Annotated in this window: 16 protein-coding genes and 3 pseudogenes; 10 read left to right on the top strand and 9 right to left on the bottom strand. The window is 70.1% G+C overall.

The window, feature by feature from the left end:
* Positions 1-71: 71 nt before the first annotated feature.
* The 4 genes from ACIHCX_RS36555 to ACIHCX_RS36540 form a co-directional block, all read right to left on the bottom strand.
* Complete coding sequence (locus ACIHCX_RS36555; protein ID WP_400037539.1) at positions 72-584, bottom strand: GNAT family N-acetyltransferase; 513 nt, start codon at positions 582-584, stop codon at positions 72-74.
* A 188-nt stretch (positions 585-772) separates the two neighbouring features.
* Positions 773-1723: a polysaccharide deacetylase gene (locus tag ACIHCX_RS36550; protein WP_400037418.1), complete on the bottom strand. Its 951-nt coding sequence runs from the start codon at positions 1721-1723 to the stop codon at positions 773-775.
* A gap of 28 nt (positions 1724-1751) precedes the next feature.
* A complete protein-coding gene (locus ACIHCX_RS36545; RefSeq protein WP_400037416.1) occupies positions 1752-2939 on the bottom strand; it encodes an aspartate/glutamate racemase family protein in 1188 nt (395 codons plus the stop codon).
* Positions 2940-2977: 38 nt separating this feature from the next.
* Positions 2978-4219: an MFS transporter gene (locus ACIHCX_RS36540; RefSeq protein WP_400037414.1), complete on the bottom strand. Its 1242-nt coding sequence runs from the start codon at positions 4217-4219 to the stop codon at positions 2978-2980.
* A gap of 270 nt (positions 4220-4489) precedes the next feature.
* On the opposite strand from ACIHCX_RS36540, the gene ACIHCX_RS36535 reads away from it, so the two are divergent.
* Positions 4490-5281, top strand: a complete 792-nt coding sequence (locus ACIHCX_RS36535; RefSeq protein WP_400037412.1) for a GntR family transcriptional regulator — start codon at positions 4490-4492, stop codon at positions 5279-5281.
* A 22-nt stretch (positions 5282-5303) separates the two neighbouring features.
* Here the strand turns inward: ACIHCX_RS36535 and ACIHCX_RS36530 are convergent.
* A pseudogene (locus ACIHCX_RS36530) lies at positions 5304-5919 on the bottom strand (SDR family NAD(P)-dependent oxidoreductase).
* A 102-nt stretch (positions 5920-6021) separates the two neighbouring features.
* On the opposite strand from ACIHCX_RS36530, the gene ACIHCX_RS36525 reads away from it, so the two are divergent.
* From ACIHCX_RS36525 to ACIHCX_RS36515, 3 genes are all read left to right on the top strand, one after another.
* Positions 6022-6870, top strand: coding sequence for a helix-turn-helix transcriptional regulator (locus tag ACIHCX_RS36525; RefSeq protein ID WP_400037410.1), 849 nt, complete (start codon positions 6022-6024; stop codon positions 6868-6870).
* A gap of 142 nt (positions 6871-7012) precedes the next feature.
* A complete protein-coding gene (locus tag ACIHCX_RS36520) occupies positions 7013-8191 on the top strand; it encodes a GDSL-type esterase/lipase family protein (protein WP_400037408.1) in 1179 nt (392 codons plus the stop codon).
* Positions 8192-8235: 44 nt separating this feature from the next.
* Entirely contained in the window at positions 8236-9006 is a 771-nt protein-coding gene (locus ACIHCX_RS36515) for a class I SAM-dependent methyltransferase (protein ID WP_400037406.1), read from the top strand.
* Between the two features lie 57 nt (positions 9007-9063).
* Here the strand turns inward: ACIHCX_RS36515 and ACIHCX_RS36510 are convergent, their stop codons facing one another.
* Together ACIHCX_RS36510 and ACIHCX_RS36505 are read right to left on the bottom strand one after the other, a co-directional pair.
* The gene (locus ACIHCX_RS36510; RefSeq protein ID WP_400037404.1) at positions 9064-9621 is read right to left on the bottom strand and encodes a hypothetical protein; all 558 of its coding nucleotides are present in this window, start codon (positions 9619-9621) and stop codon (positions 9064-9066) included.
* Positions 9622-9626: 5 nt separating this feature from the next.
* A complete protein-coding gene (locus ACIHCX_RS36505; RefSeq protein WP_400037402.1) occupies positions 9627-10388 on the bottom strand; it encodes a sulfite exporter TauE/SafE family protein in 762 nt (253 codons plus the stop codon).
* Positions 10389-10471: 83 nt separating this feature from the next.
* Here ACIHCX_RS36505 and ACIHCX_RS36500 point away from each other — a divergent pair, with 83 nt between their 5' ends.
* The 5 genes and pseudogenes from ACIHCX_RS36500 to ACIHCX_RS36480 form a co-directional block, all read left to right on the top strand.
* Complete coding sequence (locus ACIHCX_RS36500; RefSeq protein ID WP_400037400.1) at positions 10472-11389, top strand: LysR family transcriptional regulator; 918 nt, start codon at positions 10472-10474, stop codon at positions 11387-11389.
* 123 nt (positions 11390-11512) lie between these two features.
* A complete protein-coding gene (locus tag ACIHCX_RS36495) occupies positions 11513-12331 on the top strand; it encodes an SDR family NAD(P)-dependent oxidoreductase (RefSeq protein ID WP_400037398.1) in 819 nt (272 codons plus the stop codon).
* Between the two features lie 195 nt (positions 12332-12526).
* The gene (locus tag ACIHCX_RS36490) at positions 12527-13741 is read left to right on the top strand and encodes an MFS transporter (RefSeq protein ID WP_400037396.1); all 1215 of its coding nucleotides are present in this window, start codon (positions 12527-12529) and stop codon (positions 13739-13741) included.
* A gap of 130 nt (positions 13742-13871) precedes the next feature.
* The gene (locus tag ACIHCX_RS36485) at positions 13872-14420 is read left to right on the top strand and encodes a GNAT family N-acetyltransferase (protein ID WP_400037393.1); all 549 of its coding nucleotides are present in this window, start codon (positions 13872-13874) and stop codon (positions 14418-14420) included.
* Between the two features lie 63 nt (positions 14421-14483).
* Positions 14484-15119: pseudogene (locus ACIHCX_RS36480) on the top strand (transposase); the annotation flags it as partial.
* 55 nt (positions 15120-15174) lie between these two features.
* Here ACIHCX_RS36480 and ACIHCX_RS36475 read toward each other — a convergent pair.
* Both ACIHCX_RS36475 and ACIHCX_RS36470 read right to left on the bottom strand, forming a co-directional pair.
* Positions 15175-15750: pseudogene (locus ACIHCX_RS36475) on the bottom strand (transposase); the annotation flags it as partial.
* Positions 15751-15808: 58 nt separating this feature from the next.
* Positions 15809-16117 carry a hypothetical protein gene (locus ACIHCX_RS36470; RefSeq protein ID WP_400037391.1) on the bottom strand — a complete coding sequence of 103 codons (309 nt, stop codon included), beginning with the start codon at positions 16115-16117 and terminating at the stop codon, positions 15809-15811.
* A 726-nt stretch (positions 16118-16843) separates the two neighbouring features.
* Here ACIHCX_RS36470 and ACIHCX_RS36465 point away from each other — a divergent pair.
* Complete coding sequence (locus tag ACIHCX_RS36465; RefSeq protein ID WP_400037389.1) at positions 16844-17233, top strand: hypothetical protein; 390 nt, start codon at positions 16844-16846, stop codon at positions 17231-17233.
* Positions 17234-17591: the final 358 nt, after the last annotated feature.

Below are 17591 nucleotides of genomic sequence, written 5' to 3'. Positions count from 1 at the left end.
CTCGGCATGCGCGACCGTCGCTGAACCCAGGTCCTCCCACAGCCCACGGGCTCTGAGCAGCAACGGATCCATCAGGTGCGGATCTCGAGAACCTGACCCGGCCAGGGTTCCTGGTCGGGCCGCTCGACCTCGAACCCGTCGGTCGGTGTGAAGCCGAGGCGCTGATACTGCTCGACCAGGCGGCGGTCGCCACCCGCGTAGCAGTCGACGCGGAGCAGGCCGATGCCCCGGCGGCGGGTCTCGTCAAGGGCGTCCGCGATCAGCGCGGCGCCGATTCCCGAGCCGGTGCGGGCCCGGTCGGTGACCAGGTTGCGGACGTAGAGTTCGCGCTCCTCCACCGGCGGAACACTCGCGGGCGGCTCCTCGGCCAGGACGGCGGCCCCGATCGTGCGGCCGTCCTCCTCCGCGATCCGGACCAGGTAGTCGCGGGTGTAGGCCTGGATGCGGTCGACGGCCGCCGGGCGGGAGGACCAGGGCTGGTCACCCCACTGCCCGGTGCGGCCGTGGGCGGCCAGCCAGGCGACCGCGGAGTCGAGCAGGGTGAGGATGTCGGCCGCGTCTTCCGGGCCACCTGTGCGGATCATCATGCGAACGGTTGTACACGATCCGACACGACCCGTGGCAAGCCCTCGGGATCACCTCGATCCGGCCGCGGCTTCGGCGTGCACGCGGCGCCGGTTTCCTGATCGGCGAGCGCCGACGACCACGGTCGGTGGAGGGCCGCACGCCCGCCCTCCACCGACCGGTTCAGGCGGCCGTTCCGCACGCGGGCTCAGCGCATGTCGGCCGGCCGGTCGGGTCCGTCGAAGGGGAAGCGGCGGCGGAAGTCGTCCGCCGCGTCCTCCAGCGTGCAGAAACCGACCCCGTCGTGGCCGGAGACGTAGTCGATGAAGCGTTCCAGCATGAGCAGCACCTGGGGGCGGCCGCTCACATCGGGGTGCAGCGTGATCGGCAGGACCGCGTAGTCCAGTTCCCGGTAGACCCAGTCGAACTGGTCCTTCCAGTCCTGTTCCAGAACGCGCGGGCTGACGTAGCCGTGACTGTTGTGGGCGTGCTTGTTGAACATCATCGGCGGCAGGTCGTCGACGTACCAGTTGCCGCAGAACTCGACGAGATCGACCTCGTGGCCGTGGATGAGGGGCTTCATCCAGTCCTTGGCCTCCGCGGTGTAGTCGATCTTGGTCCAGGCGTCACCCACGCGCGCGTAGAAGGGGGTGAAGTCGCGATAGTTCTGCGAATGGTCGTAGGAGAAGCCGTACTTGTGCAGGAGCTCCGCGGTGTACGGCGACATCTCCCACCAGGGAGCGACATAGCCGCGCGGCTTGCGTCCGGTGTACTGCTCGATGAGTTCCACGCACTTGGCGAGGACGTCCTCCTCCTGCCGGGGGGTCATCGCGATCGGGTTCTCGTGCGAGTAGCCGTGGGCACCGATCTCATGGCCCGCCTCCACCACCATCCGGGTCTGCTCGGGGAAGGTCTCGATGGAGTGGCCCGGGATGAACCAGCTGGTGCGTATGCCGTACCGCTCGAACAGCTTCAGCAGCCGCGGGGTGCCGACCTCGCCCGCGAAGACGCCGCGCTGGATGTCGTTCGGGGAGTCCTCGCCGCCATAGGAGCCGAGCCAGCCGGCGACGGCGTCCACGTCGACACCGAGGGCGATCTTGATGTCCTTGGTGGCCCTGGGACCGGTCGTCGTGGCCTGGGTGATGCTTTCCTGCGTCACGGTGCGGTTCGCCTTTCGTGCGAAGAGGTCAGAGTCGGTGGTCGAGGGCGCTGTGGATGCGGGCCGTGGCGGTGGCCAGCGCGGCGGTGTCGGCGTCGGACCAGTCGCGCTCCTCCATGCTGTGCACGGAGAGCCAGCCCGCGAGGGCGCCGTCGTATTCGACGGGGCCGAGCATCTGGGCGTGCACTCCGTAGACATCGATCAGCGCCTGCGGCGGGTGCGGCACCGCCTCGAAGTGCGGCTGGACGAGAGGGGTCCGGTTGCACTCCAGCCACTCGACGGTGTTCAGCCGCCGCTGGTCGAGGGAGGCGTCACGGCGGATGGACCGCACCCCCTCGCGGTGCGCCTCGCCCGCCGTGAGGTCGACGTGCAGCCCGTGCTCGGGCAGGTCGACGCGGAAGGTGGTGCGGTCGGCGCCGGTCGCGGCGAGCAGATCCGCCAGCACCTCCTGGAAGCGGGCGCGCAGGCTGCCGGTGCGCAGCAGGGTGCCCTGGCCGGGGAGCGCGGGGGCGGCGCCGGCCAGGTCCAGCGACTTCCACAGGGTCGCGGTGACACTGTCGAACACCGGGATTCCCAGCTCCTGTTCGAGCCTTTCGGCGCTCCGGGCGCCGTGCACGTTGGTGCACACTACGGCGACCGCGTGGGCGGCGCCGCGCGCGGCGTCGCGGATCTGGCGGGCGACCTCGCCCTCCGGGATGCGGGCGAAGGCCTCGTTGTCGCTGATCCCGAACGGCTCGGCCTCCAGGGCGCACCGGACACCCTCCTCGCCGTACGTCGCCACGATCCGCTCGGCCACATCGCGGGTGTAGGGCAGGGCGAGCCCCAGCCGGGTCACGCCGTACGCGGCGCAGGCGTCGAGCAACGCGAGGGTGGAGGTGGTGGCGGGAACGCCGGTGGCCTCAGTGATCGCGGCGCACAGCGCGCGGTCGTGGTCGACGCCGAGCCAGGAGCCGGAGGTGCCGTTCCAGGCGATCACATCGACCTTGGCGTCGGCGAGCCGCCGGGCGGCGGCGAGCATCGGCGCGGTGTCGAACTGCGCGTCGCAATCGCCGTCCAGCGCGATGCGGGTGACGGGCACGCGGGCAAAGTGCGCCGTCACGGCGGCGTCGGCGCCGGTGGTCCCCAGCAGCCGGTATGTCACCGGTTCCAGACAGGTATTGGAGGACGGGGTGAGCATGCCGAGCCGATGGGGCAGCCCGTCTGGCTTCGCGCGCATCGGCGCAGTCGTCACCGTGGAGGTCGTCGGGAACGTCGTCATCGGGTCGTCAGCCTCCTGCTGCAGTCGAGGGCGAGGGACGACGCGGTGAAGAGCACACCCGCGCCGACGAAGTACAGAAGGGCCCAGGTGTAGGAGCCCGTGCCGCCGACGATGAAGCCCACGGCGATCGGTGTGACGATGCCGGCGATGTTCCCGGAGAGATTCATGGCGCCGCCGACGATCCCGGCGTTGGCGCGGCCCGCGAGGATGGACGGCAGCGACCAGTACAGGCCCGCCCAGCGCAGGAAGAACAGTACGGTGGAGAGCAGGACGACGGCCGTGAGGGCGTCCGGCACCAGCACCACGCCGAGCAGTCCGGCGACGACGACGGCACCGGCGACGCCCAGCAGGGTGCGCATGACCGTGTTGATCGGGGTGCCCTTGGCCTGCCAGCGGTCGGACAGCCATCCACCGGCGAGTTCCCCGACGAATCCGGCGCCGAAGATGGCGAGAGTCGACCAGCCGAGCGTCGAGATGTCGAAGCCCTTGGCCTCGGAGAGGTAGAGGGGCCCCCAGGTGAGCAGCCCGTAGAAGACGCCGTTGAAGCCCATCCAGCCCAGGCACATCGCCCAGAAGGAGCGGTGCTTGAGGTAGGGCAGCAGTCCGGCGCGACCGCCCTTCTCCCCTTGCGCATCCTCCACAGCGTGGGCCTGTTCGATGTACCTGGCCTCGGCTTCGTTGACCTGGGGATGCTCGCGCGGAGTGTTGCGGATGTACCAGGCCGCGTAGAACCCGACGGCGGAGGTCAGCACACCGGCGACGACGAAGCTGGCACGCCAGCTGCCGGTCCAGGTGATCAGGCCGGTGATGATGACGCCGCCGAGCGCCGCGCCGAGCGGGGCACCGCCGTCCAGCAGCACCGCGCCCCTGCCGCGCTCCCGGGCGGGCAGCCACTGGGCGTTGAGCTTGCCGCCGGCCGGCATCACAGGGGCTTCGACGGCGCCGAGCGCGAGTCGCAGCCCGAGCAGGGAGCCCGCACCCGTCGCGCCTGCGGTGAGCGCCTGGACGACGCCCCAGCTGATGCAGGAGCCGGATGCCATGAACCGGGGGCCGAAGCGGTCGATCAGCCAGCCGCTGGGCAGTTGCATCAGCGCGTACGTCCAGAAGAACGCGCTCAGGACGAAGCCGGTGGTCTCCTTGGAGAGGCCGAGATCCTTCGTGATCAGTGGCAGGGCCACCGAGACGGAGCTGCGGTCGATGTAGTTGAGCGCGACGACACCGAGGAGCAGCACGAACATGGTCCAACGCACCCGGCTGGGCCGGGCACCCCCGGGGGAGGCGGAACCGCGTGCGGTCTCGACGTCCCCCTCTCGGGTGCTGGCCGGGGCAGCCCCTGGGACGGGCTGTCTTGCTGAGGCACTCATGGTGAACCCTCGATTCGGCAGGGGAAAGGAGGTGAAAAGGGCACGGTCCAGCGCCGGGGCAGGACGGGGTCCAGGCGGGACCAGGACAACGGGCAACAAGGTCACAGCCAGGCCGTTCGTCGGCTTGGTATACCTAAAATGGAGGTGCGCGAACTCCCCGTCAAGGTTTTGGTATACCTTAATTTCCTCGACCTGCCCGGAGGGCTTGTGAACCCGAAGAAGTCCGCAGCGGCCGATGCCGCCCCGACGGCACAGCAGCCCGCCGCCTCGGCCAACGGTTCGATGTGGCTGCGCGACCAGGTCTGCGAGGGCCTGCGCGACCGCATCATCACCGGCCGGCTGAGACCGGGAGACCGCCTCATGGAGCGCGAAGTGGCGGAGGAGTTCGGGGTCTCACGCGTGCCGGTGCGTGAGGCGATCCGCATTCTGCTGTCCGAGGGGTTCCTCCAGGCACTGTCGCCCCGCCGTATCGTCGTGCGCGGCATGACCCGCGAGGACGTCGAGAACCTCTTCGACATGCGCGAGGCACTGGAGGTCCTGGCGGCACGCCGCGCCACCGAGCGTGCGACCGCGGACCAACTTCAGCACCTGGCCAAGCTGTTGCAGGCGGCACGGCAGGCCACCATGTCCGGCACACCCGAGCGCATCTCGCGCGCCAACGCCGCTTTTCACCACCAAATCATGGAACTCGCCGGCAACGACCTGCTCAGCACCACGCTCGGCTCGCTCGAGGGACGACTGCGCTGGCTCTTCCAGCAGATCGACGATCCCCACCCGTTGTGGGACGACCACCGCGGGCTGTACGAGGCGATCGCGGCCGGAGACGCGGAACGCGCCGCGGACCTCTCCTTGCGGCACATCCAGCACTACCGAGAGGTCGCGTTGAGAGTGCTGTTCGAGGAGCCGCCCCGCTCGGCCCGATCCTTGCAGGCGTAACCGGCCTCGCTGCCGCAGGCGTTCACCAGGGCAACGGCCCCGTCATGTCGAAGTACCCGCCGCTGGGGCCGTCCGGGCCGACCTGTGCCATGCGGACGATGATCTCGGCGCCCTCCTCTACCGTCTGGATCCCGGTGTTCCCGTTCAGGTCCGTCTTGGTGAAGCCGGGCTCCACCGCGTTGATCCGCATGGCCGGGAACGCCTTCGCGTACTGCACGGTGATCATGTTGACCGCGGTCTTCGACGCCGGGTACGCGACCCCCGGATAGAAGGCTGCGGGGTGGCCCGGGTCGGACAGGTGCGTGAGCGAGGCCAGCCCGCTGCTGACGTTGACCACGACCGGCGACGCGGACCGCCGCAGCAACGGCAGGAACGTGTGGGTGACCCGTACCGTGCCGAAGACGTTCGTCTCGAAGACCTCCCGCATCATGTCGGCGGTGACGTCAGCCGCTCCCGCCACCTCGTTGTTCGGACCGCGCGCCTCGATACCGGCGTTGTTGACCCAGCCGCTCGGCGGCGCGGCGGCCCCGGGCGGCGTCCCTGCTGCCGACGTAGACGGTGTGGCCTGCGGCGATCAGGCGGCGGGCGGTCTCGTAACCGAGGCCCTTGTTCGCTCCGGTGATCAGTGTTGTCGTCATGCCTCCACGATCCGCCCCGCCCGCCCGCGCAGCCAGGCGTCCCGTCTTCCTGGGACCAGCGGTACCAGGCAGGCACGCGGCCGGCGGGGGCAGACTGGTCGCATGGCGACGGCGGAGTTCGGCAAAGCGGTGCGCCGCTGGCGCGACCGGGTCCCGCCCGAGGCGGCGGGGCTGCCGTCCGGCGGGCAGCGGCGCGCGGCCGGGCTGCGGCGCGAGGAGTTGGCCATGCTGGCCGGGATCTCCGTCGACTACGTCACCCGGCTCGAGCAGGGCCGTGCCACCAACCCCTCGTCCCAGGTCGTCGAGGCCCCTGCCCGGGCGTTGCGGCTGTCGGAGGAAGAGCGCGCGCATCTGTTCCGGCTGGCCGGGCTCGCGCCGCCGGGCCCCGAGACCGTTCCGGCGTACATCACCTCGAGCGTCCAGCGGCTGCTGGACCGGCTGACGGGGACGCCCGTGGCGGTCTTTGACACGTCCTGGACCCTGCTTCTGGCCAACGCGCCGTACGCGGCCCTGATAGGCGACCCGTCCGGCCGGCGCGGCAACGAGCGCAACGGCGTGTGGCGCCACTTCCTCGGCCCGGGGACCGGAGCCCGGCGCACACCGCGGGCGCAACGCGACCACGAGGCCGCGCTCGTCGCCGACCTTCGTGTGGCCGCCGAACGTTACCCGGCCGACCAGCGGCTGCAACGACTGATCGCAGAACTGCGCGGGGGCAGCGAGCGGTTCGCCGAGCTGTGGGACGCGGGCGCCACCGGCCGCCACGAGGCCTCGCGCAAGACGGTCGACCACCCGCAGGTCGGGCCGGTCACGCTGGACTGCGATGTCCTCACCGTGGCGGGCAGCGACCTGCGGATCATGGTCTACACGGCCGAACCCGGCACCGAGGACGCCGAACGTCTCGCCCTCCTCACCGTCCTCGGCACCCAGGATCTCGTCGGCCGCACCACCTGAGGCACCGTCCCACGAGCCGACTCTCCTCAAGGCGTGCGGGGAAGACAGACAGTTTTTGCCTAAAGGTATTAGGCAGCTGCATAATCGCTATCGGATCGAGGGTTCCCTCGATGCTCCGACCCTTGGACAACAGGCTGAGACGATGAACACCGAACACGGCTGGATCACCACACCCGTCACCGCGGACCTCCTGCGCGGCGCCCTCGACGTGGAGCGCACGGCGCACGGCCTGCTGCCGCACCGGCTACCCGCCAGGGCGCGTCGGCAGATCCCCGACGACCAACTGGCCATGGCCGAGGCGCAGCCGTCCGGCGTACGGCTGGCCTTCCGCACCCGGGCGACCACCGTCGAGCTGGACACCCTGCCCACCAAAAGGGCCTACCGCGGGCTCCCGGCCCCGGCGGACGGCGTGTACGACCTGCTGGTCGACGGCCGACTCGCGGCCCAGGACACGGTGACCGGCGGCAACGTCCGCGTCCTCGACATGGCCACCCAGTCCGCCGAACTCCTCGAAGGGCCTCCCGGCACCGCCCGGTTCACCGATCTGCCCGCGCGGGACAAGGACGTCGAGATCTGGCTTCCCCATGTGGAGATCACCGAACTGGTCGCCCTGCGCACCGACGCCCCGGTCGAGCCGGCCCCGCTCAGCGGGCGCAGGGTGTGGTTGCACCACGGCAGTTCCATCAGCCACGGCTCGAACGCCGCCCACCCGACCGCCATCTGGCCGGCCCTGGCCGCGGCACAGGGTCGAGTGGAACTGGTCAACCTGGGATTCGGTGGCAGCGCGCTGCTCGACCCGTTCACCGCCCGCGCGATGCGGGACGCCCCCGCGGACCTGATCAGCGTCAAGATCGGCATCAACGTCGTCAACACCGACGCGATGCGCCTGCGCGCCTTCGTCCCCGCCGTCCACGGCTTCCTCGACACCATCCGCGAGGGGCATCCGACCACGCCGCTGCTGGTCGTGTCCTCCATCCTGTGCCCGGTCCAGGAGGACACCCCCGGACCCCTCGCGCCCGACTTCCAGGGCGGGACCCTGCGGTTCAGGGCCACCGGCGATCCGGCCGAACGCGCCGCCGGGCGCCTGACGCTCAACGTCATCCGCCGCGAACTCGCCCGGATCGTCGAGCAGCGGGCGGCCGACGACCCGAACCTGCACCACCTCGACGGCCGCGACCTGTACGGCGAGGCGGACTACGCCGAACTCCCGCTGCCCGACGAGATCCACCCCGACCCCGCGGGACACCGCCGCATCGCCGACAACTTCGCGCGGCTCGCGTTCGGCCCCGGCGGTCCCTTCACCTGCGAGAGCGGCAGCTGACCACATCGCGGTCGACTCCCCGTCCGGGAGGCTAGCCTCGGGCCATGCCCGAGACATCGGTGGCACGCTTCTACGACGAACTGGCCGACGACTACCACCTGATCTACGCGGACTGGGACGCGAGCATGCGGCGGCAGGGCGAGGCCCTGGACGCGCTCATGGGCGAAGGCCGCGCGGCGGTGCTCGACTGCTCCTGCGGCATCGGCACGCAGGCCATCGGCCTGGCACTGCGGGGGCACCGCGTCACAGGGACGGACCTCAGCCCCCGCGCCGCCGCCCGCGCCGCGCGTGAGGCCGCCCACCGGAATCTGACGCTGTCCACGGCCGCCGCCGACATGCGCCACCTGCTGTTCCCCGACGGCCGGTTCGACGCCGTCGTCTGCGCCGACAACGCCCTGCCCCACCTCCTGACCGAGCAGGACGTCCGCACCGCCCTGGCGGAGATGCGCCGCGTGCTGCGCCCCGGTGGCCTGCTGCTGATCAGCACGCGCCCCTACGACGACCTGCTGCGCACCCGCCCCGCCTCGGCGCCTCCGCAGGTCCACCGGCCCCCGGACGGCTCCGAACCGACCATCAGCTTCCAGCTCTGGCACTGGCACGAGGACGGCGAGCACTACGACCTGGAGCACTTCCAGCTCCTGCCGGACGGCGGGCGATGGCGGGTCGCGGTCCGCCGGACCACCTACTGGGCACTCGGCCGGGACCGGCTGTCCGCCCTCGTGGCCGACGCGGGATTCGTGGACCCCGAGTGGCGGATGCCCCAGCAGACGGGCTTCTTCCAGCCGCTGCTCATGGCGCACGCCGGCAGGCGGTGAGGGCCGCGGAACCCACGCCGACCCCGTTCGACACTCCACGGCTCCCTGAGCAGCCGGTCAGGAGCGCTTCCCGGCGTCTCGTACGGGATCGGCGCGGGCCAAGCCGCCGGAGACCGGTGCGGTGCCGAGATCGCCGTCGCCGTCCTGATGGCGCAGTACCCACTCGTCGAGGTCGAGGGCCGTTTCCAGCGGTTCCCTGGCCATGTGCGCCCGCAGGCAGCCTGCTTCGCTGGCTTCACCGGCTTCGGTGCAACCGGTTCCCCCTGCCGGGAGCAGGTCCTCCCGGAAGCCGGCCTCGGCCATGGCGAAGCGAGCCCGCGCCGCTTGCGCGGACACCCCCAGGACGTCACCGATCAGTTGCCAGTCGGCGCCGCCCAGGCGCTCGAACACGGCGGCGCTGTCGAAGAACCGCCGCGCGGCCGCGAGCACACGCGCGGCGTCCGCGAGCACGGCCCCCGGCGCACAGGTGGTCCCGTCGCCGTTCAGCTCGCGCGCGCCGACGGGAACCGCGGCCCGCGCGAGGTCGGCCAGGACGCAGGCGTCGTAGGCCGTCACCAGCCTCGCTCGCGCCGCGTCCGTGTACGGCGTGGCCTCACCCATGTCGCGTTCGCTCATCTCGGTCAGCCACGCAGAAAGTAGAGAACGGTCATGATGACGGCGGTGGTGAGGATGACGCCGCGAAGCAGCCGGGCGGGCAGGCGGCGCGCCACATGGGCGCCGACGAAGCCGCCGGCCACCGCCCCGGCCAGGGTGGTCGTGAGGACGAGCGGAGCGCTCAGCGCGTCCGAGGCCATGAGGAACAGCACGGTCGCGCCGAGATAGACGGCCGCGAGCTGCACGATCCGCATCGGGTTGCTGGCCGCGGCGTCGAGGCCGAGACCGATGCTCCACAGGGCCAGCATCATGATGCCTACGGCACCGCCGAAGTAACCGCCGTACACGGACAGGCAGAACTGTCCGATCAGGACGGCTCGGGAACTCATACCGGCCGAGCGGCCCCGCACCGCGCGCACCGCCCGGGAGATGTGGCGCCCGAAGGCGAGGACCACCGTGGCCAGGGCGAGCAGCCACGGCGCCGCGGCGTCGAACGACGAGGCCGGCAGCGCCAGCAGCAGACCGGCACCGATGACGCCTCCGGTCGCGCTGACCGCTGTCAGCGCCCTGGTCGGCGTCGCCCCGACCGGGGTGAGTTCGCCCCGGTAGACCCACGCACTGGCCACGGCTCCCGGCACGAGGGCCACCCGCGACAACGCGTTCGCGGTCACCGGCGGCAGACCGGACGCGACCAGAGCGGGCAGCGCCACGAAGGTGCCCCCGCCACCCATGGCGTTCAGCACCCCCGCGGCGACACCGGCGAGCAGGACAGGAAACAACTCCGACACCCGCTGAGCATCGCCGCGCGACCGGTGGGTCCACAATGCGTAATCGGCGCAGTCAGCCTAAGCCGGAGCCTTAGGCTGGGAGGGTGCGCTATGACCTGGACGACTTGCGGCTCTTTCTCCACATCGTGACGGAGGGGTCGATCACGGCGGGCGCCGATCGGATGCACCTGAGCCTTCCCTCGGCCAGCGCGAGGGTGCGTTCGCTGGAGCACCACGCCGGCGTGGCCCTGCTGATCCGCGGACGACGGGGGGTGCGGCCCACGCCGGCGGGGACGACGCTGGCGCGCCACGCACGCGATGTGCTGGACCAGACCGCGCGGCTCGAAAGCGCCGTCGCCAGCTACACCCGGTCCCCGACCGCTCCGCTGACCCTGCTGGCGGGCGGGTCCGCGATGCACCGGCTCGTGCCGCAGGCCCTGGTCTCGTTCCTCCGCGCACACCCGGACGTCGACGTCACGGTGTGCGAGAGCCGGACGCCGCAGACGGTGCGGATGCTCGCCGACGGCGAGGCGGACCTGGGGGTCGTCGTCGACGACGAGGCCCGCGACTGCGGCCTGCGCATGGAGCCCCTCGGGGACGACTCCCTCGTGGTGGTCGGCCAGGCCGGAGGAATCATCGCCGGCCGGACCTCGCTGACCTACAGCGAGGTCGCCGAGCACCCGCTCGTCGGGCTCGACGCCGGCTCCTCGCTGCGCCGCTGGATCGAGAAGCACCTCGGGCCGCACGCTCCGGTGGCGCGCTACCGCACCACCGTCGCCGACCTCGGCGTCCTCGTCGCCCTCGCTGCCGCAGGCGTGGGGCTGGCCGTCGTACCCCGCCGCGCCATCGACCCCGGCCAACCCCTCACCGTGTGCGAACTCCAGGATCCCTGGGCCCGCCGCCACCATTTGCTGGCGTGGGGCGTCAAAGGCCGCGGCGCGTCGACGGCCACCGTGGCGCTCGCCGAGCACCTGCGCGGCGCGGCGCTGTCCGAGGGGAGCGTCCCGGACCACGGCCAGTGATCGCCGGGGCGTCGGCGGGAGGCGGTCCCGGACCACCTGGTGCAAGCTGCGAGAGGAGGCAGCACATCGCCGGTCGCGGTGGGAGCGGGCGGCGGACGCGATCCGTGAAAGGCGGTGACGGGTGTGAGGGATCCGAATGCCGGACACGCGGGGGCCGCGGACCGGAGCGACACGCCGCCGAGCACCGACGCCGAAGCGCCCCTGTCGGGATGCGCGGCTCTGGTGACCGGTGCGTCCAGTGGCATCGGTGCGGCGACCGCCTGGCAGCTGGCCCGGCAGGGCGCGGCCGTGGCGGTCGTCGCCCGGCGTACGGGACGGCTGGAGGAACTGGCCACGAGCATCCGCGAACAGGGCGGCTCGTGCGCCGTTCTCACCGCCGACCTGGCGGATCCGGCGCAGGCACGTCAGGTCGTGGAGGCCGCCGTCGTTCGCCTCGCGCGGTTGGACGTGCTGGTGAACAACGCCGGCTACGTGGCCATGGGTCCCGTCGAGGAGGGTGACCCGGCGGACTGGGAACGGATGGTCGACCTCAACCTCAACGCCGTCCTCGGGATGTCACGGTCGGCGTTGCCGCACCTGCTGCGCGCGGCGGCGGACGGCGCCCGCGGGGTCGCCGATCTGGTGAACGTCAGTTCGGTCGCGGGCAGGGTGGCGCGCAGGAACAACGCCGTGTACTCGGCGACGAAGCACGCGGTGTGCGCGTTCAGCGAGGCCATGCGCCAGGAGGTGACCGGACGGGGCGTCCGAGTGGGGCTGGTCGAACCGGGCCTGACCCTGACGGAGATGGCGACCGGCAGCGGGCGCCTCGCCGCCCGTGACCTGCCGCAGGACGCCTGGCTGCGTGCAGAGGACATCGCCCGCTCCATCACCTTCATGATCACTCAGCCCTCGCGCGCCGCGATCAACGAGATCATGGTGCGCCCGACGGCCCAGGAGCACTGATCACCCGGAGCGCGGTTCGATGGCCGGGCGGGCGGTCCTCGACATCCGGCGCGGCCCCGCCCGCGCGGGTGGGGCGCGCAGGTCGGAAGCTGCGGGTCCATTGAGTTGCTCCGGCGGGGGCCGTAGAGTTCGGCGCGTCAGCTGTCGCCCAAGTGGCGGTGGATCGTTGGGAGTTCGGCTCCCGGGTGGGTGGGCATGCTGGAAAGGCATGTGCCCATGCAGGGCCGTACCCATGTGATTCCTTCCGGAACGGCAGGAGAGGTCGGCCGGGCCCGTGCGGTGGCCGCGGTGGCCGCTCTCACCTTGGCGCTGTTCGTCTACGGCACCGTGCAGAGCCTGCCGATCGGGCTGCTGCCGCAGATCGCGTCCGGGCTGGACGTGCCGGAATCGTCGGTCGGGCTGCTGGTGACCGGCTACGGACTGGTGGTCACCGTCACCGCGGTACCCCTGACCAGGGCGACCCGACGCATCCCGCGCCGCCGCCTGCTCACCGCCCTGCTGGGTGTCTTCGCCGCGGCCACCTTGCTGTCCGCCCTGGCCCCCGGCTACGCCTTCCTGCTGGCGACGCAGATCCTGATCGCGCTGACCCATGCGGTGCTGTTGTCGGTGGTCGCGACGACCGCCACGGGCATGTTCCGCGAAGCGGTGCGCGCCAAGGTCGTGGGGGCGCTGTTCAGCGGGATCCCGCTGGCGAGCGCGGTCGGCGTCCCGGCAGGGACCTGGCTGGGGCAGCGGACCGAATGGCGGGTGCCGTTCCTGGTCATGAGCGCCCTCGGCCTGGTGGCCGGGGTCACCGTCGCGCTCCTGCTGCCACCGACCCCGACGGCACGGAACGCGGCGTCCGTTGCCCCCCACCCCAGCCGCTCGCGCTTCACCCTGCTGATAGCGGCCACCGGGCTGGCCGTCGCCGGCGTCTTCACCTTCTACACCTACGTCGCCGTCTTCCTCACCCAGGCCGCCGGTCTGTCCCCGGACACCGTCAGCGCGGTGCTCCTGGCGAACGGCCTGGCGGGCCTGGCCGGAACCTGGGTGTCCGGTGCGCTGTGCGACCGCAACGCCCGCGTCACGATGGCCGGCACGGTGGCGCTCCTGACCGCGGCCCTGGCGGTCCTCGCCGTCGCGGGCGGCCATCCGTGGCCCGCGATGGCGGCGGTCGCCCTGCTCGGCCTGGCTCTGGCCGCCATGCTCACGGCCCTGCAGAGCCGCATCCTGCGCATATCTCCCCGCGGTGTCGAGGCCGGGTCCGCCGCGGGCTCCGCAACGATCAACGCGGGCATCGCCGTCGGCGCCCTCCTCGGAGGACGCCTCCTGGAACCCCCGGGCCACCACGCCATCACCCTGACCGGCGCCCTCCTCACTGCCGCGGGCCTCGCCGTCCTCCTGCTCGAACGTCCTGCCCCCTTCGACTGAACGGCTAGCTCGATGATCAATTCCAAGGGGTCAGTACGGTCGCATGGACCGAGTGATGCGGGCGAGCCGTGGACGTTCGCGTATGCGCCGCCAGCCCTGAGTGATCCTTCCGCTCGATTAGGGTTGCCCGATGTTCGAAGGAAAGCTGGTAAGACTGCGCGCGCTGCGCTCCGAAGACGCTGAGCACCATTTCCGTTGGCGCAATGACCCAGAGGTGGTGCGCTGGGCCGCAGGTGGTGACCCGTGTTTCGGTCCGGTCACAGCGGAAGCGATCGGGCTCGGCTTCGAGACCATGCTGCGGCTGAGCCCGAGGGAGTCGGCCGTGTTCACGGTCGAGGACCTGGCAGGCGGGGAAGTGATAGGCATGGCCGACTACCGGGACCTCGACCCCTACGTCGGAGTGGCCACGCTGGGAGTCACCATCGGCGAGCGGGAGTTCTGGGGCCGCGGCCACGGCAGTGACGCGTTGCGGCTGCTCGTGGGCCACTTGTTTGGTGCGTACTGCCTGAGCCGGCTGGAGCTGGACACCTGGAGTGGCAACGAGCGCGCCGTGCGTGCCTTCACCAGGCTGGGCTTCCGTGAGGAAGGCCGCCGACGGTCGGCTGTGCTGGTGGAGGGGGAGCGCTACGACTGCGTGCTCTTTGGAATGCTTCGCGAGGAGTGGGTCGACTCCGTGTGACGCCGTAGATGTCCTTCCAGGGGCTGTTGGCGGGGGTAAGAACGAGGGCGCCCAAGACGTTGTGTGACGAACAACCCGGACACCCTCGCGACAGCACTCTATGTGGCAACCGACGACCTGCTGAAGGCGCGTCCGGACTTGGCACCATGGCGACCTGCCACGGGGATCGCGCCGAAGCTCACCGACGCCGAGCGGGTCACCCTTGCGATGATGCAGGCCATGCTCGGGTTCACCTCCGAGGCCAGATGGCTCCGGCACGCCCGGACCCACCTGCGGCACCTCTTTCCGTACCTGCCGCAGCAGCCCGGCTACAACAAACGACTACGCAAGGCAGCCGAGCTGCTCCGTCAGGTCACCCGGATCCTGGCCGCCAGTACCTCGACGTGGAGCGACGACGTGTGGATCGTGGACTCCACACCCGTGGAATGCGGCCGCTCCCGGGAGACCGTAAAACGCTCGGATCTGGCGGGATGGGCCCAGTACGGCTACTGCGCCAGCCACAGCCGGTTCTTCTGGGGCTTGCGCCTGCACCTGGTGTGTACCCTCCAGGGCCTGCCCGTCGCCTTTGCCTTGACCGGAGCCAAGGCCGACGAGCGCGAGACCCTGCTGGACCTGATCGCGGCCGAATCGGACCTCGTCGCGGCCCGGCCCCGCCAGACGCTGATCGGCGACAAGAACTATTTCGGCCGTGACTTCGAATGCCATCCGACATGACCGGATAATCTCGAACTTCGCGGCAAGCCCACCACCCTGTTCATGCAGCGGTCGTCTGCGACCGTTCAACGAGCTGGCCGCGTTCGAAGCGGGCCCCGGCATGGACGAGAGCGACGAGATGGGGTGCGTTCACGGCCCGCCACCGCTGCTGGGCGGACTCGACGAGCTTGAAGACCATCGCGAGAGCGGCGGTGCGGGAGCCGGCTCCGCGGGTGACCTTGGTGCGCAGGCGGACGGTGTAGAAGGTGGACTCGATGGGGTTGGTGGTGCGCAGGTGGATCCAGTGCTCGGCAGGGAAGTCGAAGAACGCCAGCAACTGGTCCTGGTCGTCGGTGATCTTCTTGACGGCCTTGGGAAACTTCGCGCCGTAGAGCTGAGCGAACGTCGTGATCGCTGCCTCAGCGTGCTGCTTGTCCTCGGCGTTGCAGATGTCCTGGACGGCCTTCTTCGCGCCCGGTTGCGCTGACTTCGGCATGGCGTCGAGCACGTTTGCGGTTTTATGAACCCAGCACCTCTGTTCGCGGGTTTCGGGGAACACCTCGGCCAGGGCCTTCCAGAAGCCCAGGGCCCCGTCGTCGACCGCGAGGACGGGGACGCGCATGCCCCGGCGGGCGCAGTCACCCTTGCCTCGGTCCTGATGTGGGTGTGATCCTCCACGAGGACTGCTGACTCATTCATGGACCGTGGAGCTCGGTCTCCCAAGCCTCGAACGGCGGCTCGACCTCATAAGTTGGGTCGCAACAACTGCGGATCCACTGAGCGACGCGGTACTGCGCATCCCCGTCGTTCAGCACCTCGCCGTTCGTGTCGACTTGTAGCACATTGCCATAGATCGCGAAGATCTGTTCCAACGACGAACCGAACCGGAAGAGCGTTGGTCGGTAGTCAAAACCGTCGAGCAGGTCAACGTCGATGGTGCCGTTCGCCAGGTAGAAGGCGAAGAGCCGAAGCGAAGCACGCACGTCGACAGGAAGATGTCCCACCGGCACATCATGCCTGGCGTCTACGCCGCCTTGGCAAGATCTTTTTGACGAACAGTGCCTAGGTACAGCCCCATACACCCGTCCGCACCGACAGCCGACTCGGATCGTCCTTTCGCTTCGTCTGTCACTCAGCGCAACCACAATCCCCGTGAGACACGGTTGCTTGCGATGCTCAGAAGCGGGCATCACTCAACCTGTCGGCGGCACTCATTGCGTGATCCGCAGCCGTTTCATCGTCCTGGCCCAGTGGCCCGACGTTCACGATAGAGGCATCGGCCAGCGTGTCAGCGCTGTCCTCGAGGTTCCTATAAGCGCGTCAGCCCCTGACCTTGGTCTGCGTGGCGTTCCGCCCGGTGACGATGACCTGCCCGAAGTCACGCGGTCCGCAGATACGAGCTGCCGTCGTCTTTGGTTTCTGTTGAGAGAGCGCTGTTCCTGCCGCCGGCACCCTGGAGCAGGGGCTGACCTGTGGGCTCGTCGAGCGCCCCGACGCGCGCCGTCGGAAGCTGGCGACCGGGACAACAGAGGCCACTCGTAGAAGTCACTAACCAGCGCCTGCAGCTGTCACAGAAAGTGACCATAATAGCCCACAACCAGCGGGCGCGCCGCCTGTGTAGGTGTGCGTCCTTCCCCTCAGCGTCGGCGGGCGTACGGAGGGTGACCAAGTGGTCGCCGGAAGCACGTGATCTGTGGCAGGCTCATCCCCCTGGGGGAGAGGAACGACTGATGACCCATTACCAATGCGGAACGTGCTCGTATCAGAGCGACCATCTCGGCGAGGCCCAGCAGCACTCGCACCAGACGGGCCGCGTTTGCATCGGCAAGGACGGTGCCGAGCCAGCCGGAGGTAAGTTCGGCAAAGCCAGGATCGTGGTCAAGGCCGGCGCCAGCGTTCTGGCCGCCACCACCATCGGGGTCCTCGCCTGGAAGTACAAAGGGCTTCAGGAAGAGCACGAGGAGCTCCAAACGAAGCACGAGGGGCTCCTGTCCATGGCTGCCGGACTGGTCGTGCAGTTGGCGGAGTCGACGGCGGAGAACGACAGCCTGAAGTCGGAGAACGACTACCTGAAGTCGGCCACCGGTGCCTCGAAGACGCTCAAGAGCTACGACTGCTGAGCGAGGGCGTACTGCGGGTAGTGCCAGTGGTGGACAGGTGCCCCGGCGTTCAATGCCGTTGGCAGGTCGAGTGGGTGTCGGCCCAGCCCGGCGTTAGATCTGTTGTTCTCCGCCAGTCGCCCAATCGGGAAGATCAACAGATCGCAGCGGTCAGCCACCGATCAGCGCAGCGGTCCGAGTTACAGAACCCGCCGAAGCACGATCACCTGAGGACGGTGATCAAGCTCGGAGGCTGTGCAAAAGAGTGACCCGCGAAGTACGGAGCTAGTGCTGTGACCGCATAGGTTCGCCGGGTCGGTGGTCGCTTCGTCAGCCTGAGAGCGAGCCGTGCAGGTTCTTCTTTCTGCGTGGCGATGTC

The sequence above is a fragment of the Streptomyces sp. NPDC052043 genome (assembly GCF_044548235.1).
Lineage (GTDB): Bacteria > Actinomycetota > Actinomycetes > Streptomycetales > Streptomycetaceae > Streptomyces.
Note: the sequence above shows the minus strand (reverse complement) of the source record. Positions and strands in the feature narration are given on the sequence as shown.

Excerpts from the sequence above, each read along its gene's own strand:
- ACIHCX_RS36525 (WP_400037410.1), top strand. The coding sequence starts at position 6,022 with ATGGCGACGGCGGAGTTCGGCAAAGCGGTGCGCCGCTGGCGCGACCGG.
- ACIHCX_RS36490 (WP_400037396.1), top strand. The coding sequence starts at position 12,527 with ATGCTGGAAAGGCATGTGCCCATGCAGGGCCGTACCCATGTGATTCCT.
- ACIHCX_RS36515 (WP_400037406.1), top strand. The coding sequence starts at position 8,236 with ATGCCCGAGACATCGGTGGCACGCTTCTACGACGAACTGGCCGACGAC.
- ACIHCX_RS36545 (WP_400037416.1), bottom strand. The coding sequence starts at position 2,939 with ATGCGCGCGAAGCCAGACGGGCTGCCCCATCGGCTCGGCATGCTCACC.
- ACIHCX_RS36510 (WP_400037404.1), bottom strand. The coding sequence starts at position 9,621 with ATGAGCGAACGCGACATGGGTGAGGCCACGCCGTACACGGACGCGGCG.
- ACIHCX_RS36540 (WP_400037414.1), bottom strand. The coding sequence starts at position 4,219 with ATGTTCGTGCTGCTCCTCGGTGTCGTCGCGCTCAACTACATCGACCGC.
- ACIHCX_RS36485 (WP_400037393.1), top strand. The coding sequence starts at position 13,872 with ATGTTCGAAGGAAAGCTGGTAAGACTGCGCGCGCTGCGCTCCGAAGAC.
- ACIHCX_RS36465 (WP_400037389.1), top strand. The coding sequence starts at position 16,844 with ATGACCCATTACCAATGCGGAACGTGCTCGTATCAGAGCGACCATCTC.
- ACIHCX_RS36555 (WP_400037539.1), bottom strand. The coding sequence starts at position 584 with ATGATCCGCACAGGTGGCCCGGAAGACGCGGCCGACATCCTCACCCTG.
- ACIHCX_RS36520 (WP_400037408.1), top strand. The coding sequence starts at position 7,013 with ATGAACACCGAACACGGCTGGATCACCACACCCGTCACCGCGGACCTC.